Source organism: Sphingobium sp. LSP13-1-1.1, assembly GCF_040676415.1.
GTDB lineage: Bacteria > Pseudomonadota > Alphaproteobacteria > Sphingomonadales > Sphingomonadaceae > Sphingobium.
The window spans coordinates 618,982-638,160 of the sequence record NZ_JBEGHU010000001.1 but is presented as its reverse complement, the minus strand read 5'-3'; the positions used below and the strand labels follow the sequence as shown (position 1 = coordinate 638,160).

Genomic DNA, 19,179 nt, shown 5'->3' with positions numbered 1-19,179 from the left:
TCCTGCTGCTTCAGCGGTGCTGATTGTCCCTGGGGTCGAGGTTGCGGATGGAGCCCGTGAGTGCGGAATGGCTTCCCGCCCGTAACATGCGCGCGACGGTCACGACCCCTTCGGGCGACCAGGTCCGGCGCACGACTTCAAGCAGCGGCGTGCCGGTGTCGATGTCCAGCAACGCCATTTCGCGCTGGGACCCTGTGACGGCGCGCAGGACCTCCGTTCCCTGGCGATTGGGTTTGACGAGCATGAGGCGGGAAAACATCGTCTGGCTCGTCAGGTCCATCTCCATCGCGTCCGGAAGGAATCGCGGCGCGATCAGCCGGTCTTCCAGCTCTATCGGCCGATCGTCTTCATGATGAAGGACAATGGCATGGAACAGCATCTCCCGCGGAGACATGTTGAACGCCGTAGCTTCCTCAGGCGACGGCTCCCGCAATTCGCGACGCAGCACCTGGGCCTTGTGGCGCCCGCCACGGCGCGTGATCTCCTTGATGATGTCATGGTGGCGATATTCCGTTACATATTCGCTCGGTCCGGCGACGAAGGTGCCGGACCCTGCCCTTCGAATGAGGAATCCGCGCGCCGCCAGGTCGCGCAACGCGTGATGAACCGTCATGCGGCTGACCCTGAACAGGTCGGTCAGGGCCTGCTCGGACGGAATGCGATCCCCGGCCTGCCACTCGCCGCTCATGATCCGGCTGGTGACATGGGCGATGATCTGACCGCGCATTCCCGATGAAAGCTCTGTCCTGTCCATCGCATGGTCCTAGAGCATCGCGGGGCAGAGTGGGAACCGCTTTTGCGCTTGCGAGAGTGCGTCAACAACTGCTTGGCGGGCCCAGGAAAATCTGTATATACATTTTGTGCGGGCGCAACGGTTCTGTGCCGGCAGGATTCCACCATCGTCAGGACGATCAAGATGAAATTCATATCCGAGGAAATGTCAGCGTCGCTCATCTCGCACGAAATGGCGTATCAGGCTGCGCGTGAGGCGTTCATCGCGGTCGGACGCGACGCTGTCATCTTTCCTGCGGTGTTGGCGCACGGCTCTGCGCCCACGAACCGGATGTCGATCAAGTCTGCGTCGACGTCGACCTTTGCAGGCCTGAAAGTGGGTTCGTTCTGGCCAGGTAATGCCGAACAGGGACTTCCCCGGCACAATTCGCTGATATTGATGTTCGATCAGGATGTCGGCCGGATCGAATGGGTGATCGAGGCCGGGAAGGTGAACGCCTATCGCACGGCTGCTGGGGATGCCGTTGCCGCGGACGCGCTCGCCCGGGAAGATTCGTCGATCCTGTCCGTTTTCGGGGCCGGCAATCAGGCTTTTTACGAGTGCGTTGCCCTCGCGCGCATCCGCCCGATCAAGCAGATCCTGGTGGTGGCGCGGGACGAGGCGAAGGGGGATGCCTTCGTCGACCTGCTGGCGAAGGCAGGATTGGAAGCAGAGCGCGCCGATGCGGAAACCGCTTGCCGGCGGGCCGATATCGTCGTGACCGCGACGCCTTCGCGCGCGCCCCTGTTCGACGCGGACTGGATCAGGCCCGGCACCCATATCGCCAGCATGGGGTCGGATGCGGCTGGCAAGCAGGAGCTTCCGCCGGCCCTGTTCGAGCGGGCTTCGCTGTTCTGCGACCTGGTGCCGCAGGCTGTGGTAATGGGTGACCTTCAGCATTTTGAGGGCGATCATCGCCTGATCACCCCCATCGGCGACGTCCTGAGCGGACAGGCGCAGGGCCGCACCTCTGCCGAACAGATCACGCTTTTCGACAGTTCGGGAATTGCATTGCAGGATTTGACGATTGCCCAACATCTGATAGCGGCGCGCAACAGGTCCGCGATCCCCGCTGAACTTTCAGACGGCGGCTGAACCGCTTTCGTCGCGGCAGATGATGCCGATTCCGACAGGCGCAGGATCAGCCTATGCCAATGCCGGGGCAATTATGGCGTCTTTGACATAGTCATATCCATAGAATGCGCGGCAGGCACATCGCATTCATGAATTCCCTGCGGCCGACTGGATGGTTTTCAAGGCGCGGCACCGCCCTGCGGCGCGATGTCCGGGCCAGATAGGCGGCAGTCCTGAAGGGAAATGGCATGACCAATCCTCACGACCTTTCAGGAGCTTTCGGATTATGAGCATCGTTATCGACCGGCAGGTTGACGCCGTCATCGACATGCGCGCCTATGCGGCTGGCGCGACACCTTCCGGCGACTGGTTTCAGGGCCGTTCGGAACCTGCCTTTTCCGATGCGGCGGTGGAGGTTGCCGCTTTCGCGCTGCGCGGCGAAGGGCAGGTCGACAGGCTTTTGACCGACGAATGCGTCCTCGTCCTTCAGGGGCGCCTCGAAATCGAGAGCGGGGCCGGCACGCTGGTGGTCGAGGCGGACAATGGCGCGGTGCTGCCGGTCGGCAGCAGCTTCCGGTGGCGCGCATCGGATGATCTTCTGGCCATCATCTACGCCGCGCCGACCCAGGCCGCCGGCAATGTTTCGGAACCGGTGCTGATCGACAAGAATGCGATACTGGCGCCCTCGAACCCGCCGGCGTCGGAAAATCTGCTTGGCCCGGTTCCGACCTGCCGCTCCCATTCGGACTATATTTCCGCCAACAGGGAGTTTGCCTGCGGCATCTGGGATTCGACGCCCTATCATCGCCGTCTCATTCCCTATCGGCAGGTCGAACTGATGCTGCTGCTCGACGGGAAGGTGACCTTCACCGACGACAAGGGCAGCGTGACTTTCCAGAAGGGTGATGTGTTCATGTTCGTCCGGGGCGATGGCTGCGCCTGGCTGAGCGAGGAATATGTCAGGAAGCTCTATTCGATCCAGCGTCCGGTCGCCTGAGGCGGAACGAAAAGTGGCAGGGCGCGAACCGCTCCGTCAGGCAGCACGCGCCCTTTTCCGGATGGCATCCCGGTCACGGCATCATCTGTCGAGCCAAATGCATCGCACCGCAGGACAGCTTCGCCTTATCGAGACATTCAGGAGATTTTGCCAGCAGTAACGGGCTTAATGACGGTTGCCAGCATGCCGCAGACGTGCAGCATAATCGACCAGGGGTGCGGATGATCCTCGTCGCGGATCGTGCGCGGAAATGAAAATGGGTGAACGTTCCAGATGACGATATCTGCCTCTTCCTCAGCCCGGCCGACGGCGGGCGACGCGATTCCGCTGGAGGCTCGTCACCTTGCCCAGGCGCATGCCCTGTCGCAGGCTCTCGATTGGCCCTATCGCATCGAGGATTGGGCCTTCGCCCTCCAGTTGGGCCGGGGCTTTGCGGTCGAGGCTGATGGCGAACTTGTCGGCACCGCGCTGTGGTGGCCCTATGGCGCCGACCATGGTTCCGCCGGGATGATCATCGTCGCGGACAAGGCGCAGCGGCAGGGGATCGGCGCGAAATTGATGGATGCGCTGCTGGCCGATGCGAAAGGGCGCACGGTCATTTTGAATTCGACGCTGGAGGGCGAGGCGCTGTACCGCCGGCTGGGCTTCACGCCCTATGATGCGGTGTACCAGCATCAGGCGATATTGGCGCAGGCGCCCGAGATCGGACCGTCGGAGCTGCTTCGCGCCGCCGGTCCGGAGGATCGGGCTGCGCTGATAGCGCTCGACAGGGAAGCTTCCGGCATGGACCGCGCGGCATTGCTGGACGGGCTCTCCGCGATCGCCGACATGCGGCTGATTGTGCGGGACAGCCGCGTGGCGGGCTATGGCTGCGTGCGCCGCTGGGGTCGTGGCCATGTGATCGGACCGGTCGTTGCCCGCGACGCGACGGATGCGCGCGCGCTGATCGCCGCGCTTGCCGCAAGGCATGTCGGCGACTTCGTCCGGATTGATGTCACGGAAAGCTGCGGCCTCTCCCCCTGGCTGGAAAGCATCGGCCTGCCGCGGGTACATCAGGTCCTGTCCATGTCGCTTGGCGAGCCGCCCCAGGGCGGACCGGAAGCGCGCCTCTACGCCCTTTCCAATCAATCGCTCGGCTGATCCGCGCCATGACCTCAGCAAGGTGGATATCATGACCCAGAATTCCTTCCCCATTGGCGATGCCCCGATCGCCGAAAGCCTGGAGACGATCGAGACTCCGGCCCTTGTCCTGGACGTGTCGAAGGTCGACAGGAATGTCGCGCGGCTGCGCGCGCGCCTTGCCTCGCTGGGCGTCGCTTTCCGTCCGCATGTGAAGAGTGCCAAGTCGATCGATGTGGCCCGGCGACTGTTCCCCGACGGGCGCGGACCGATTACCGTCTCGACCCTGGCGGAGGCGGAATATTTCGCCGAAGGCGGCTTTACCGACATCACCTATGCCGTCGGCCTTGGCCCCGACAAGATACAGCGCGCGCGCGACCTAGTGGCACGGGGCGTCGACCTGTCCGTCCTGATCGATTCCATCGAACAGGCGCAGGTGCTGGTCGATGCGGCGCGGGACGGCAAGGCCATGCCGGCTGTCCTCATCGAAATCGACTGTGACGGGCACAGGGGCGGCCTGCTGCCCGACGATTCCATGCTGCTCGTCATCGCCGATGCACTGCGGGCGGGGGGTGTCGATCTGCGCGGCGTGCTGACCCATGCGGGCGAATCCTATGGCGCGCGCGGCGGCGTCGGCCTGCCGGAAGCGGCCGAGGGCGAGAGGGCGGCGGCGGTGGCGGCGGCACAGCTTTTGCGCGAAGCCGGGCACCCGGTGCCCGTCGTCAGTGTCGGATCGACGCCGACGGCCCATTTCGCCCGGAATCTGGAGGGCGTGACGGAAGTGCGCGCCGGAGTGTTCATGTTCTTCGATCTCGTCATGCATGGCATCGGGGTATGCGGGATCGACGATATCGCGCTTTCCGTGGTGGCGACCGTGATCGGCCATCGCCGGGAGAAGGGGTGGATCCTGACCGACGCAGGCTGGATGGCTATGTCGCGGGACCGCGGCACGCAGAAGCATCCCGTCGATCAGGGCTATGGCCTGGTCTGCGATATTGACGGCAGGCCCTTCAACGACCTCATCATCGAGGATGCGAGCCAGGAACATGGCATCATCAAGGTACGGCCGGGCAGCGACGCGCCGCTTCCCGATCTTGCCATCGGCACGCGCGTCCGGGTGCTGCCCAACCATGCCTGCGCCACCGGCGCGCAGCACGATTGCTACAAGGTGGTGGCGAATGGCGGCCGCGACATCGCCATAACCTGGCCGCGCATGCGGGGCTGGTAAAGACTGTGATCGCTGTTCCTTGCAATGGATAGACGCGCATGAAGATGACTTCTTACTGGCTCGATACGGCAACCCCCTTCGCATCGGGTGCGCAGGGCGGCCCCCAGGGTACCGCCGACGTCGCGGTGGTGGGCGCGGGTTTCACCGGCCTCTCCGCCGCGCTTGCGCTGGCCAGGAAGGGGGCGAAGGTCGTCGTGCTGGAGGCGGATCGCGTCGCCGGCGCGGCCTCCGGCCGCAACGGGGGCATGTGCAACAACGGGTTCGCGCAGGATTATGCCGGCATGTGCGCGCGCCTTGGCACGGAACGCGCGAACATGCTCTATCGCGCCTTCGACGCCGGGGTGGACCTGGTCGAGACGATCGTTGCCCGGGAAGGGATAGACTGCCATTTCGGCCGCGTGGGCAAGCTGAAGCTGGCCGCCAAGCCGGAACATTATGACAAGATCGCCCGGTCGCAGGAATTGCTGGCCCGCGAGGTGGACCCACAGACCCGTATGGTGCCGCGTTCGGAGATGCGCGCGGAAATCGGGTCCGACCGTTATTTCGGGGGCATGCTCTACGAAAAGAGCGCGAACATGCACATGGGCATGTTCGGCCAGGGACTGGCGGAGGCGGCGGCGCGGCATGGCGCGATCATCCATGAACATAATCCGCTGGTCCGCATCAGGCGGACCGCCGGCCAGGCGCATGAGCTGACGACGCCGCACGGAAGCGTGCGCGCCAGCCAGGTGCTGCTGGCCACGGGTACATCGGCGACCGGCCCGCTGGGCTGGTTCCGGCGGCGGATCGTGCCGGTGGGCGCCTATCTGATCGCCACCGAGCCCCTGTCGACCGAACAGCTCGACCGGCTGACCCCCCGTCGCCGCAACACCACCGACACGCGTCATTTCGTCAATTATTTCCGCACTTCGCCGGACAACCGGCTCATCTTCGGTGGCCGCGCGCGGTTTTCAGGACGCAGCGACCCCAGCGCCGACGCGAAGAGCGGGATCATCCTGCGTCGTTCGATGGTGGAGGTCTTTCCGGAACTGGCGGATGCGCGGATCGACTATTGCTGGGGCGGCATGGTCGACATGACCCGCGACCGGCTGCCCCGCGCGGGCGAGCGTGACGGGTTGTTCTATTCCATGGGCTATAGCGGCCACGGCACGCACATGGCGACCTATATGGGCGCGATCATGGCGGAGGTGCTTGACGGCCGTGCCGATCTGAACCCCTGGCGCGATTTCGACTGGCCCGCCATCCCCGGCCATTTCGGCAAGCCGTGGTTCCTGCCGTTCGTGGGCGCCTATTATCGCTTCAAGGACCTGGTGGAATGACGACGAACCTGGCCGAAATCATGGGGTCCGTCGTGGACAATATGGGTTGCGCCTATATTGACGGTGCTTGGGTCGAGCTCCCTGGCGCGCAGACGCTGCCGGTGATCGATCCGTCGAGCGGCGAAAGCATCGCCGAAGTGGCGGCAGGGACGTCGGTTGACCTCGATCGCGCCGTTGCCGCCGCGCGCCGCGCTTTTCCGGCCTTTGCCGCTTCCCCGGTGGAGGCGCGCATCGCGCTGCTGGAGCGGATCCATGCATTGATCCTCGAACGCGCCGAGCCGCTGGCGCGGATATTGACGCTGGAAATGGGCGCGGCGATCGGTCATGCGCGGGCGGCGCATGTCCCGCTGGCGGCCGCGCATGTCCAGGCGGCGATCGACGTGCTGCGCGACTATGACTTTCTGACGATGCGCGGCAGCACCGCCATCGTGCGCGAGCCGATCGGCGTCTGCGCGCTCATCACGCCCTGGAACTGGCCGCTCTACCAGATTACGGCAAAGGTCGCGCCGGCACTGGCGGCGGGATGCACATTGGTGTTGAAGCCCAGCGAACTGTCGCCCCTGAGCGCGATGATGTTCGCCCAGATCGTGCATGACGCGGGCGCGCCCGCCGGCGTGTTCAACCTGGTCAACGGGACGGGACCGGAGGTCGGTGCCGCCATGGCCGCGCACCCGGATGTGGACATGATCTCGATCACCGGGTCCAACCGGGCGGGCGTTTTGGTGGCGCAGGCCGCCGCGCCCACGGTCAAGCGGGTGACGCAGGAACTGGGCGGGAAATCGCCCAATATCCTGCTGCCCGACGCGGATTTCGAACGGGTGGTTCCACTCGGCGTGATGGCCGCCTTTCGCAATGTCGGCCAGTCATGCAGCGCGCCCACGCGCATGATCGTTCCCCGCGACCGCCTGGCCGAGGTGGAGGCGATCGCGCGCGCCACGGCGGAATCCATCGTCGTCGGCCCTCCGGGGGAGGAGGCGACCGTGATGGGTCCGATCGCGAACCGGGCGCAGTTCCATCGCGTGCAGACGATGATCGCCGCGGGCCTGGACGATGGCGCGCGGCTGGTCTGCGGCGGCGCCGGTCAGCCGGAGGGGCTGGAGCAGGGCTTTTTCGTCCGCCCCACGATCTTTTCCGACGTGACCTGCGCCATGCGCATAGCCCAGGAAGAGATATTTGGACCGGTACTCGTCATCATGCCCTATGATGATGTCGATGAGGCGGTGGACATGGCCAATGACAGCATGTTCGGCCTTGGCGGCCATGTTCAGGGCAAGGACATGGAACAGGCGCGCAGCATCGCCCGGCGCATCCGCACCGGCCAGGTGCACCTCAACCATCCCGCCTGGGACCCGCACGCGCCGTTCGGGGGCTACAAGCGATCCGGCAATGGACGCGAATATGGCGCCTTCGGCTTCGAGGAATATCTTGAGGTCAAGTCCATCCTCGGCTTCGCCTGACCTTTCGGCTTACTGGAGACTTCATCATGCCCGCGCCGATGCGTTTCATCCAATCCTCGCCAACCCTGCCTGCGGAGGCCGATGCAGTCATCATCGGCGGCGGCATCATCGGCACCTTCGCGGCCTATTATCTGGCGCAGCGCGGCCTGAAGGTCGCGCTGGTCGAGAAGGGCGTCGTGGGCGGTGAGCAATCGAGCCGCAATTGGGGCTGGTGCCGGCAGCAGAACCGCGATGAGCGCGAACTGCCGCTTGCGACCAAGGCGCTCGACCTTTGGGAACAATTCGGCATTGAGAGCGGTGAGGAGACCGGGTTCCGCCGTTGCGGGCTGTTCTACGTCAGCAACGACGAGTCCGAGATAGAGACCTGGGCGCGCTGGGGCGAATATGCCCGCTCGATCGGCGTAAAGACGCGAATGCTCAACAGCCAGGAAGCGACTGAAAGGGGCCAGTTCACGAAGCAGGTCTGGAAGGGCGGCGTGCACTCGCAGATGGACGGCATCGCCGATCCGGGCCTGGCCGTTCCCGCGGTGGCGCGCGCGGTAATGGCCCTGGGCGGCACGGTGCACCAGGCCTGCGCGGCCCGCGGGATCGAGACGACCGGCGGCGCGGTGAGCGGCGTCGTGACTGAACGGGGTACCATCGCCACGAACCTTGTGATTCATGCGGGCGGAGCATGGGCATCGTCGTTCATGCGGCAGCTTGATGTGCGTTTTCCGCAGGCCACCGTGCGCCAGTCGATCCTAGCGGTAGGCACCGGCCACATGAGTCTGCCGGACGCGTTCTATGGCGATTCCATGTCGATCACGCGGCGCGGCGACGGGGCCCATAGCCTGGCCTATAGCGGGCGGGCCAAGGTCGATCCGACCATGCAGTTCCTGCGGTTCCAGAAGCAGTTCATCCCGATGTTCAGGCAGCGCTGGAAGAAGGTGTCGCCCGGCGGGCTGCAGGGCTTTCGTGCAGGGCACGAAACGCTTTCGCGCTGGGTGCTTGACCGGCCGACGCCGATGGAGGCGCGCCGCATTCTCGATCCCGTTCCCGATCCCAAGACTATCCGGCTTACTGTCGAGCGCGTTTCTCGGCTGATCCCGGAAGTGGCGCGGGCGCCCATGGTGGGGGCGTGGGCAGGCTTTGTCGACAGCACGCCCGATGGCGTTCCGGTGATTGGCGAGATACCGGCCGTTCCTGGCCTTATCCTTGCGGCGGGCTTCAGCGGCCACGGCTTTGGTATCGGACCCGGCGCGGCGCATCTGGTCGCCGATATCGCCACGGGCCATGACCCAATTGTCGATCCGCACCCCTACCGGCTGGCGCGTTTCACGCCGGGCCAGAAGATCGACGTCTCGGAATTCTGAGGCGCTGCAGGTGGAACGGGCAGGAGGGGGCGATCAATGTCTCCTCCGGACGCGAGAAAAAACGCAACGGATCGACGCCGGGTCACAGCCAACGGCCCGCCAGGCAAAGGGTCAGGGCGCCAGATGACGCTCGGCCAGCGCCACATGGAGCCGAACGCCCAGTTCCAGTACATCGTCGTTGAAGTCATAATGCGGGTTGTGCAGCGGGGCAGATCCCTCCGCCCTAGCCTGCCCCAGCCAGATATAGGCCCCCTTGCAGGCCTGTAGCATGAAGGCGAAATCTTCCGAAGTGAAGGCCGGGTCCGGCGCAAGGACCGCAGTGCCCACCGACGCGGCGGCGGCGAATGCCTCCTGTGCGGACTCGGCATCGTTGATCGTCGCGGGATAATATCTTGTGTAATCGACCGAGACGGTGAGCTCCCCCGCCTGCGCGACGCCTGCGGCGATCTGCCGTATCGAGTTTTCGATCCGGTCCTGGACCTGAAGATCGAATGTCCGCACCGTACCGGTGACGGTGACGGCGTCGGGGATCACATTATGGGTGTGGCCTCCGTGGATCTGCGTGATCGACAGAACTGCCGAGGCGGTCGGCGGGATTCGACGCGATATGATGCTGTTCAATTGCTGCACCAGCGCGGCGGCGCCCAGTATGGCGTCCGGCGTGCTGTGCGGTATCGCCGCATGGCCGCCGCGACCCTCCAGCCGGATCTCGAACTTGTCGGCCGCGCCCATAATGGGTCCGGGACGCGTCGCGATCGTACCCGCGGGAAGGTCGGGCCAGTTATGCAGGGCGAACACCCGGTCGCAGGGGAAGCGGTCGAACAGCCCCTCCCGCACCATTTCGCCGGCGCCGCCATGGCCTTCTTCCGCGGGCTGGAAGATGAAATGGATGGTGCCGTCGAAATGGCGGGTTCTGCTCAGATGCTGCGCTGCGCCCAACAGCATGGCGACGTGCCCGTCATGACCGCATCCGTGAAAAGTGCCGGGCGTCCTGCTGGCGTAGGGCAGGTTGGTCTGCTCCTCGATCGGCAGCGCGTCCATGTCGGCGCGAAGGCCGATGCTGCGCGAAGACGTGCCGTTGCGCAGCACGCCCACCACGCCGGTCCGGCCGATCCCCTCATGCACCTCCAGCCCCAGCGCGCGGAGTTGTTCGGCAATTCGTCCGGCGGTTCGATGTTCGCGGAAGCCCAGTTCGGGATGGGCGTGAATGTCGCGGCGGAACGCCACCAGCGGTTCGATCAGGTCGGCAATGTCCGTCATGGCCATATTCTATCGCTGCTCGCCGAAGAGATGCTGGATGGGATAATGATGTTTGATGAAAGGGGATTTGATCACGACATAGCTGAAATATTTCTCGATGCCGTAGTCGCTTTCCAGCATTCCTTCGATGATCGACTGGTAATGGGCGACGCCACGCGTCACGAATTTCAGCAGATAGTCATAACCGCCGCTCACCAGATGGCATTCGACGATCTCGTCCAGCTTCCGGATGCGCGCTTCGAAGCGGGAAAAATCGCCGGAACGATGCTCCGTCAGCGTGACTTCGGTAAAGACGGTCAGATATTCGCCCAGCTTGTGCAGGTTTATCTCGGCGCCATAGCCGGTGATATAGCCCGCCTTTTCCAGGCGCTTCACGCGCGTCAGGCAGGGACTGGGGGAGAGGCCGACCGCGTCAGCCAGCTCGACGTTAGTGATGCGGCCGAATTGCTGAAGCTGGGCAAGGATCTTGAGGTCGATCCTGTCCAGCTTGGGTCCAACCAACATTCTCGTCCCCCTTATGTGCTATCGTAACACGGCCCGAATATCCGCCTCTTCGAGCAGATCGTCCAGCGTCTTGCGGATACGTCCGAAAATCTCGTCCATCTCGCCGTCCGACGCGCAGAGCGCGGGGGCCAGGCCGATGATATTGTCCCCGAAGGCGCGGAAAATGACGCCATTTTCATAACCCTTCGCGAACAGCCGGTCGGGCAGGCCAAGCGTCGGGTCGAAGCGGGTCTTGCTCTGCCTGTCCGCCACCAGTTCGATCGCGCCGAGCAGGCCGCGCCCGCGCGTGTCGCCCACCATCGGATGGTCGGCCAGCCCCGCCAGCCCCGCATCGAAACGCGCAGCGACCCTGCGTCCGTTGGCAAGGATCCCGCCCTCGGTATAGAGGCGCAGCACCTCCAGCCCGACCGCGGCGCTTACCGGATGGCCGGAATAGGTCGCGCCATGGCCGATCACGACTTCAGCCGCAGCGCCATTGGCTATGCCCTGATAGACGGCGTCCGACATGAGCACGGCGCCCATGGGCACATAGCCGGAGGTCAGCCCCTTCGCCACGGTCATCAGGTCGGGCGCCACATCCTCCGCCTCGCACGCGAACATGGGGCCGGTGCGACCGAAGGCGGTGATGACCTCATCCGCCACCATCAATATGTCGAGATCGTCGCAAGCCTGCCGCATGGCCTTCAGCCAGCCGACCGGCGGCACGATCACGCCGCCCGATCCCTGGATCGGCTCGCAGAAGAAGGCGGCGACATTGTCCGCGCCAAGTTGCGCAACCTTGTCCTTCAGCTGCTGGACCGAGCGGGCGATGATGGCCGCGTCGTCCTCCAGGTCGCTGCGATAGGGATAGGGCGAGGGGATATGGTGCTGCCAGCGCAGCGGCAGGTCGAAGCCGCGATGGAAATTGGCGAGCGCGGTCAGCCCCGCGCCGGTGCTGCTGGAACCGTGATAGCCCCGTTCCAGCGCGATGCACTGTTTCTTGTCCGGCTTGCCGATGGCATTGTAATAATGGGTGATGTAGCGGATCGCACTGTCGACCGCATCGGACCCGCCCAGCGTGAAATAGACATGGTCGAGGCCCTCTGGACTGAGTTCGACCAGCCTTTGCGCCAGCCGCACCGCCGGCTCGCTGCCGAAGTGGAAATAGCCGGTGGCGTAGGGAAGGCGGCGCATCTGTTCGGCCGCCGCCTCGACGACGCTCTCCTGGCCATAGCCGACATTGACGCACCACAAGCCGGCAAAGGCGTCGAGCAGTTCCCGGCCCTCCACGTCCTTCAGCCACATGCCCTTGCCGCTGTCGAGCAGCAGCGCGCCATGCGCCTCATGACCGCGGAAGGACGTGACGGGGTGGATCAGGTGGTCGCGGTCGATATCGATCAGAGAGCGGTTGGTTTGCAGCGTCATCGGAAGGCTCGCCCTGGTGGTACTGAAGGTAAAACTAGCCCGATATCGCAGGGCGAAAGCCCGATCTGAGGCGGGCGGCGGCCGGCGGCGTGCCTAATCGCCGACTGCCGCGGCACTTTATGCCGCGGCCGCTGATGCAGATCAGCTCAACGCGTCCGCGATCGCCCGGCCGCATTGTTCGGTATTGGCCTTGCCCTGGAGGTCGGCGGTGCGGAGCGCCGGTTCGGCCAGAACCGTTTCAACCGCGCGCATGATCGCGGCGGCGGCTTCGCTTTCGCCCAGATGGTCCAGCATCATTGCCGCCGACCAGATCTGGCCGACGGGGTTGGCGATCCCCTTGCCCGCGATATCGGGGGCGGAGCCATGGACCGGCTCGAACAGGGAGGGGGCCGTGCGATCCGGATTGATGTTGGCCGATGGCGCTACGCCGATCGTGCCGGTGCAGGCGGGGCCGAGATCGGACAGAATGTCGCCGAACAGATTGGACGCCACGACGACATCGAACCGATCGGGGTTCAGCACGAACTGCGCCGTCAGGATGTCGATATGATATTTGTCATGGGTGATGGCGGGATAATTTCTGGCCATCTCCTCCACCCGCTCGTCCCACCAGGGCATGGTGATGGCGATGCCGTTGGACTTGGTGGCCGAGGTGACATGCCCGCGCGGCCGCGTGGCGGCGAGTTCGAAGGCATAGCGCAGCACGCGATCGGTGCCGTGGCGCGTCATCACCGTTTCCTGGATCACCACCTCGCGATCCGTGCCGGCGAACATCTTGCCGCCGACCGAACTATATTCGCCCTCCGTATTCTCGCGCACGACCCAGAAGTCGATGTCGCCGGGCTTGCGTCCGGCGAGCGGGCAGGGAACGCCGGGCATCAGCCGGACCGGACGCAGATTGACATATTGGTCATATTCACGCCGGAACTGGAGCAGCGAGCCCCAGAGCGAGATATGATCGGGCACCGTGTCCGGCCAGCCGACAGCACCGAAGAATATCGCGTCGGGATTGCCGATCTGCGCCTTCCAGTCATCAGGCATCATCTGGCCGTGCCGGGCGTAATAATCGCAGCAGGCGAAATCCTGCCACTTCTGCTCGATCGAAAAGCCGTAGAGGCTGGCCGCGCGCTCCAGCACGCGAATGCCCTCCACCATCACCTCCTTGCCGATGCCATCGCCGGGTATGACGGAGATGGAGTAGGTGCGGGTCATGGCGGTCGTTCCTTTCGGCGAAATGGGCAGGCGTTCGATGGGTCGTCAGCAAAGGATGTTCCCGCGGCGCGGGAACATGACGAGAGGATGATTAGAGCTTCAGACCCCCGATGTGGAACGTCTTGGTCTCCAGATATTCCTCGATCCCGGCATGGGCGCCCTCGCGGCCCAGCCCGGACTGCTTGATGCCGCCAAAAGGCGCCATCTCCATTGCAATGCCGCCGGTGTTGAGCACAACCATGCCCGCCTCCAGCCGCTCGCCTACGCGGAAGGCGCGGTGGAGGTTTTCGGTGTAGAAATAGCTTGCGAGGCCAAAGCTGGTGTCGTTGGCGAGGGCAATCCCCTCCTCCTCATGGGTGAAGCGGAACAGCGGTGCGACGGGACCGAAGGTTTCCTCGTCGGCCAGCCGCATGTCGCGCGTCGCGCCGGTAAGAATGACGGGCGTGGTGAAGCGATCGCCGCGTGCGCCCTCAGGCGCGCGGGCATAGAGGGTGGCGCCGCGGGCCAGTGCATCCTCGACATGCGCCTCCACCTTGTCGACGGCCGCCCGGTTGATGAGCGGGCCGATTGTCGCGCCGTCCTGATCGCCGGGCGCGACCTTCAGCGCGGATACCGCCTTTGCCAGTTTCCCGGCAAAGAGATCATAGACGCCGTCCTGGACCAGGATGCGGTTGGCGCAGACGCAGGTCTGGCCCGCATTGCGGAATTTGCTGGCCATGGTGGCGGCGACGGCAAGTTCGATATCGGCGTCGTCGAACACGATCAGCGGTGCATTGCCGCCCAGCTCCAGGCTCAGCCGCTTGATGGTGTCGGCGCTCTGGCGCATCAGCAGCGCCCCGACCCGCGTCGATCCGGTGAAGGAAAGCTTGCGCACCGTGTCGCTGCCGGTCAGCACGTTCCCGATCGGCGCGGCCTGCCCGGTCACGATATTGAAGACGCCCTTGGGAAAGCCCGCCCGTTCGGCCAGCTTCACCAGGGCGAGCGCGCTGAAGGGGGTCAGTTCGGACGGTTTGACGACGACCGGGCATCCTGCGGCAAGCGCGGGCGCGCATTTGCGCGTGATCATCGCGGAGGGGAAGTTCCAGGGCGTGATCGCCGCCGACACGCCGACCGGCTCCTTCATCACCAGGATGCGGCGATTGGCTTCAGGGGCGGGGATCATGCTGCCGTCGATGCGGCGGCCCTCCTCGGCAAACCATTTGATGAAGCTGGCGGCGTAGCGGATTTCGCCTTCCGCCTCGGCGGTCGGCTTGCCCTGCTCGGCAGTCATGATCCGTCCGAGATCGACGACATTGTCCATCACCAGCGCATACCAGCGCTCCAGCAATGCTGCCCGCTCGCCCGCTGTCCTGGACCGCCACGGCCCCCAGGCCGCTTGCGCCGCGTCGACGGCAGCCCGCGTTTCATCCTCGCCGCAGTCGGGAATGGTGCCCAGTACGGCGCCGGTTGCCGGGTTGTCGACGTCCAGTGTCGCGCCGGATGCCGCGCCGACCCATTCGCCGCCGATAAAGGCGCGTTCCACGAGCAGCGAGGGGTCGTTCAGGGAGAGAGTCATCCGAGTGCCTGTGTTGTTAGAGTGAAAGTCCTGACGGACGAGCCGGCTTTGACAGGCCTGCCGCGCCGCATGCGCAACACGCTGCCGACGCGGGGGAGGCCAAGCTCCTCCAGCCAGTCGGAAAGGCCGCTTTCCTCTGGCACGTCCAGGCGGCAGAACATGCCGCTGTTGAAGCCCAGCCAATGGGAGATCAGCGCCTTGGCGCCGCTGGTGTCGGGGGCGACGGTCGGCCCGACCACATAGCCGCGCCCGAACCGACGGAACAGCGCGAATCCGACAGGCTGGTTGCTGCGCGTCAGGACCACACCCTGCGCACCGGGAACCAGCGCATCGAGCAGCGCGTCACGGTTCATTCCGGTCGCTTCGCGGGCGAGGGCGCGCAACATGTCCATATCCTTGCTGCCCAGCGGCCGGACCCGTTCGTCGGGGATCAGTTCGGCCATGGGTACGGCGAAGGCGGCGCCCTGATGCTGGAAGACGGGGCCGACCTCTTCGAAGCCGAGCGCGCGGCAGAGTGGCACGCCTTCAGCGGGCGCGTTCAGCAAAACGGTGCGGTCGCCCAGTTCGTCCAGCACCGCATCCATCAGGCGACGGCCCGTTCCCTCGCCCCGCACGCCGGGCGAGACGATGACCATGCCCAGGGTGGCCGCATCCGTGCCATAGAGCCAGGCCATGGCCGTGCCGACCACCTTGCCGTCGCATTCCGCGACATAGCCGAAACCGAGCTGGAAGAGCATTTCCCAGTCCTCGATCCTGTGCGGCCATTTCTGTTCGCGGGACAGGTCGCGGGCAGCGGCCAGATCCCCGGCGACCATGCGCCGCAGATCCACCCTCGTTTCTATGCCTGCCACCATGCACCTTGCTCCTTCGGCGGCGAAGACCGCCCTTGATCCTGAATCGATGGCCGGGAAACTAGGCTGCGCCAACAAGCATTAGCTGCTGCCTTCGCCCAATTTTTGGAAGAAAATCGCGGAGATTTTCCTGCCCGCCCCGGCAAATGCCGCCCTGCTTGCCCCAGGGAGAGGGGAGGCAGGCAGGGCGGCCTTCCTCGACAATGTCAGAGGCCGACGACCGCCGGCAGGCAACCGATGTGCGGGATTTCCACGTCGCGATAGAAGGCGTTGGAAGGTTCATGCCCGCGACCCACGAACACGCGGCAACCGAAATGCAGGTCGGTGGCGGTATTCTGGTCGTAGCGGAAGCTGGAGGAAACATGCATCATTTCTTCCGGCTTCGCGCCCAGCTGGTCGAACATATATTCGAACGCCTGCCGGCGGGGCTTGTAGGCCTGAGCCATCTGCGCGGTATAGACGGCATGGAATGGCGCGCCCAGCAGGGCGACATTGTGGTGGATCTGGTCGTTCATCGCGTTGGACAGGATGACCAGCGGAATCTTGTCGCCGATCTTCGACAGGCCGCCGGGCACGTCGGCATGCGGACCCCAGGTGGGTACGCGGTGGTAGACGGCATCGGCATCCGCCTCGCGATAATCCACGCCCCACTGCTTGCAGACGCGGCGCAGCGAATTGCGAAGGACCTCCTGATAGGGTTCCCACGCGCCAAGCACCTGATCGAAGCGGTAGGTGGCCCAATCCTGGCAGAAGGCCGGAAGATTTTCGGCGGCGATGCGATCGGCCATGAATTCGGTGGCCATTTCAGTCATGCGGAAACGGGTCAAGGTTCCGTAACAGTCGAAGCTGATATATTTCGGTCGGAAATCAGTCATGGATCAATTCCCCCTGATTGGGTCGCTGTTCAACAGGATCATTACGCCACGTCCTGCCCGCAACATGTTTCCGATTGGTCCGGGCAGGACGGTTGTTCGGGCTTTTTGTCGGGGCCTTTCGGCATAGTTTGCCGTGCCTTCAATATCCCTGATTCCGATCGACTTCGCCATCGGGCGGCAGGCCTGCCTGAAGCCGCCTGATATTGGCGATCAGGGCGCGCGCGCCGCTGTCCGCGCGGGTTGAGCTGGCGATATGCGGGGTCAGGATGATGCGCGGATGGTCCCAGAAGGGGTGGGACCGGGGCAGGGGTTCCGTTTCGGTCACATCCAGCACGGCGCCGGAAATATGGCCTTCGTCCAGCAGCGGCGGCAGATCCTGCTCCACCAGGTGCCCGCCCCGGCCAGCATTGATCAGCGCGGCGCCACGCGGCAATCCGGAAAGGGTTTCCCGGCACAATATGCCCCTGGTTTCAGCCGTCAGCGGCAACAGGCAGATCAATATGTCGCAACCCGCAAGGAAGGCGTCCATCTCCTCCGGTCCGGCGTGGCAGGTGACGCCCTCGATCGCATGGCGCGACCGGCTCCATCCCGAAAGCGGAAAGCCGAACGGGCGCAGCGCCTGCAGGACGGCCTGCCCCATCTGGCCCAGTCCCATCACGCCGATCCGGCGGGCGGCGGCGGGAACCAGCTTGATCGCGTCCCAGCGATGCTCGCGCTGCGCAATGCCGTAATCGATGAAGTGGCGGTGCAGCATCAGCGCGCTGCCGCAGACATATTCGACCATGCCCTCGATCAGCCCCGGTTCGATCATGCGGATCAGCCGGACATGCGGCGGCAACTTGCTCATGTCGAACTGGTCGACGCCCGCTCCGATCGAAAACAGCACTTCCAGGCCGGTCAACCGTTCCAGCAGTTCGCGGGAGGGATCCCAGGCGGCGAGATAGCGGACGGCCGCCGGATCGCGCATCTCGTCCGGCGTCATGAAGCCGACATCGGGCGCCTCCGCCGCGAAGATGTCGCGCCATACGCGTCCGCGCTCTGCTTCGGAGGTGTAGAGGAGGGTCATGCAGTCTGCTTTCTGGAGGAGGACCGGCGGCGCGTGGCCTGCGCCTGCCACCACATCAGCGGTCCGGTTAGGGAAAGGGCAAGCAGCGTCAGCGCCGCGACCATCAGCACCACCGGGCCGATCACGCCGAAACTGTCGCCGGCATGCAGGGGCAACACCGTCATCCAGAGCGCGCGGCTGTCTTCGGCCCTCGTTACGCTGACAATATTCGGCCCGGCGATCGTCAGCACCGCGCGATGCACGGCGCGCGGATTGCGTTCGGGGGCGGCGAAATTGACGATGATGCGATCGCCGGTCAGGCGGAAATCGCGCAGGGCGCTGCGCGGGAAGGCCCTGTGCGCCCGCGTCAGTGCCCGGTCGATCGTCGTCGCGCTCGCCGTGGGCCGCAAGGATATGGGGGCGGCTGCGTCGAACAGGTCGGGTGTCGCCAGCAGCAGCCCGGTCAACGCCATGAACGCCAGCAGCGCCGACATGACCACGCCGGCGGTCCGGTGCAACTGTCGCAGCACCAGTCGAAACGCCAGCGTCCAGCGGACCGAGAGCTGCTTTGAAAGCGGGCCGCGCTTTGGCCACCAATAGGCAAGGCCTGTCACCGCCATCGCCAGCAGGGCGAGCGCGTTCAACAGTACGACAGTAGCGCCCGCCTTGCCCGTCATCAGCCGGTAGTGGATCTGGAGCGCGGCCTCGATCGGGAAGGCCCAGGTCGATCCGGCCCGCAATATGCGCCCGCCGGCCGGATCGACCGATGCATAGCGCTGTGCCCCATGGGGGCCGGTGAGTTCGGCAAGAAAGGTCGCGCCTTTCCCGCTGGGCGCGTAGAGGCGGGTGACGGCAAAGCCGGGGAACGCGCCCGCCGCGCGCGCTGCCGCCATGCCGGGGGAAATGCCGGGCGCTGATCCGTGGCTGACCATCCCCGCTGGATCGATCCAGCGCGCCACCGGCCCACGATAGAGCAGCAGCATGCCTGTCATCGCCTGCACCGCCAGCAGAGCCGCCATGGCAAGGCCGGTATATTTGTGCAGGCGAAGCCATTGCGCCCGGGTCATGGGTGATCTCCCAAAATAAAATACCGCCGGCGACCCTTCAGGCTTGGAGGGTGGGTCGCCGGCGGCCGTTCGGGCCTTGAAGGCCCGA

Annotated in this window: 17 protein-coding genes; 7 read left to right on the top strand and 10 right to left on the bottom strand. The window is 65.0% G+C overall.

Annotated elements, in window-relative coordinates; translation table 11 throughout:
* Positions 1 to 10: 10 nt before the first annotated feature.
* A complete protein-coding gene (locus MRBLSP13_RS02720) occupies positions 11 to 727 on the bottom strand; it encodes a UTRA domain-containing protein (RefSeq protein ID WP_363752519.1) in 717 nt (238 codons plus the stop codon).
* 189 nt (positions 728 to 916) lie between these two features.
* Between MRBLSP13_RS02720 and MRBLSP13_RS02715 the strand changes: the two genes are divergently transcribed.
* From MRBLSP13_RS02715 to MRBLSP13_RS02685, 7 genes are all read left to right on the top strand, one after another.
* Complete coding sequence (locus tag MRBLSP13_RS02715; RefSeq protein WP_363752516.1) at positions 917 to 1,867, top strand: ornithine cyclodeaminase family protein; 951 nt, start codon at positions 917 to 919, stop codon at positions 1,865 to 1,867.
* Positions 1,868 to 2,132: 265 nt separating this feature from the next.
* Positions 2,133 to 2,843, top strand: coding sequence for a cupin domain-containing protein (locus tag MRBLSP13_RS02710; RefSeq protein ID WP_363752514.1), 711 nt, complete (start codon positions 2,133 to 2,135; stop codon positions 2,841 to 2,843).
* 273 nt (positions 2,844 to 3,116) lie between these two features.
* Positions 3,117 to 3,983 carry a GNAT family N-acetyltransferase gene (locus MRBLSP13_RS02705; protein WP_363736582.1) on the top strand — a complete coding sequence of 289 codons (867 nt, stop codon included), beginning with the start codon at positions 3,117 to 3,119 and terminating at the stop codon, positions 3,981 to 3,983.
* A gap of 31 nt (positions 3,984 to 4,014) precedes the next feature.
* Positions 4,015 to 5,190, top strand: a complete 1,176-nt coding sequence (locus tag MRBLSP13_RS02700) for an alanine racemase (RefSeq protein ID WP_363736580.1) — start codon at positions 4,015 to 4,017, stop codon at positions 5,188 to 5,190.
* 38 nt (positions 5,191 to 5,228) lie between these two features.
* On the top strand, positions 5,229 to 6,509 hold the full coding sequence (locus MRBLSP13_RS02695; RefSeq protein ID WP_363752511.1) for an NAD(P)/FAD-dependent oxidoreductase: 1,281 nt from the start codon (positions 5,229 to 5,231) through the stop codon (positions 6,507 to 6,509).
* Complete coding sequence (locus MRBLSP13_RS02690) at positions 6,506 to 7,966, top strand: aldehyde dehydrogenase family protein (protein WP_414714687.1); 1,461 nt, start codon at positions 6,506 to 6,508, stop codon at positions 7,964 to 7,966. The genes MRBLSP13_RS02695 and MRBLSP13_RS02690 overlap by 4 nt, the downstream gene beginning before the upstream one ends.
* 38 nt (positions 7,967 to 8,004) lie before the next feature.
* On the top strand, positions 8,005 to 9,318 hold the full coding sequence (locus MRBLSP13_RS02685) for an NAD(P)/FAD-dependent oxidoreductase (protein ID WP_363752508.1): 1,314 nt from the start codon (positions 8,005 to 8,007) through the stop codon (positions 9,316 to 9,318).
* A gap of 111 nt (positions 9,319 to 9,429) precedes the next feature.
* On the opposite strand, the gene MRBLSP13_RS02680 is transcribed toward MRBLSP13_RS02685, so the two are convergent.
* The 9 genes from MRBLSP13_RS02680 to MRBLSP13_RS02640 all read right to left on the bottom strand — a co-directional run bounded on the left by MRBLSP13_RS02680 (position 9,430) and on the right by MRBLSP13_RS02640 (position 19,091).
* The gene (locus tag MRBLSP13_RS02680) at positions 9,430 to 10,578 is read right to left on the bottom strand and encodes a M20 aminoacylase family protein (RefSeq protein ID WP_363736574.1); all 1,149 of its coding nucleotides are present in this window, start codon (positions 10,576 to 10,578) and stop codon (positions 9,430 to 9,432) included.
* Positions 10,579 to 10,587: 9 nt separating this feature from the next.
* On the bottom strand, positions 10,588 to 11,082 hold the full coding sequence (locus tag MRBLSP13_RS02675; RefSeq protein WP_133651527.1) for an Lrp/AsnC family transcriptional regulator: 495 nt from the start codon (positions 11,080 to 11,082) through the stop codon (positions 10,588 to 10,590).
* An 18-nt stretch (positions 11,083 to 11,100) separates the two neighbouring features.
* Positions 11,101 to 12,486: an aspartate aminotransferase family protein gene (locus tag MRBLSP13_RS02670; protein WP_363736572.1), complete on the bottom strand. Its 1,386-nt coding sequence runs from the start codon at positions 12,484 to 12,486 to the stop codon at positions 11,101 to 11,103.
* Positions 12,487 to 12,627: 141 nt separating this feature from the next.
* Entirely contained in the window at positions 12,628 to 13,698 is a 1,071-nt protein-coding gene (locus tag MRBLSP13_RS02665; RefSeq protein WP_363736571.1) for a tartrate dehydrogenase, read from the bottom strand.
* Positions 13,699 to 13,789: 91 nt separating this feature from the next.
* Positions 13,790 to 15,253, bottom strand: coding sequence for an NAD-dependent succinate-semialdehyde dehydrogenase (locus MRBLSP13_RS02660; RefSeq protein ID WP_363736570.1), 1,464 nt, complete (start codon positions 15,251 to 15,253; stop codon positions 13,790 to 13,792).
* A complete protein-coding gene (locus tag MRBLSP13_RS02655) occupies positions 15,250 to 16,107 on the bottom strand; it encodes a GNAT family N-acetyltransferase (protein WP_363736569.1) in 858 nt (285 codons plus the stop codon). The genes MRBLSP13_RS02660 and MRBLSP13_RS02655 overlap by 4 nt, the downstream gene beginning before the upstream one ends.
* 203 nt (positions 16,108 to 16,310) lie before the next feature.
* On the bottom strand, positions 16,311 to 16,979 hold the full coding sequence (locus tag MRBLSP13_RS02650; RefSeq protein ID WP_133651522.1) for a haloacid dehalogenase type II: 669 nt from the start codon (positions 16,977 to 16,979) through the stop codon (positions 16,311 to 16,313).
* 139 nt (positions 16,980 to 17,118) lie between these two features.
* Entirely contained in the window at positions 17,119 to 18,045 is a 927-nt protein-coding gene (locus MRBLSP13_RS02645; protein WP_363736568.1) for a 2-hydroxyacid dehydrogenase, read from the bottom strand.
* Positions 18,042 to 19,091, bottom strand: a complete 1,050-nt coding sequence (locus tag MRBLSP13_RS02640; protein WP_363736567.1) for a PepSY-associated TM helix domain-containing protein — start codon at positions 19,089 to 19,091, stop codon at positions 18,042 to 18,044. Before MRBLSP13_RS02640 ends, MRBLSP13_RS02645 begins: the two co-directional genes overlap by 4 nt.
* Between the last annotated feature and the right edge of the window lie 88 nt (positions 19,092 to 19,179).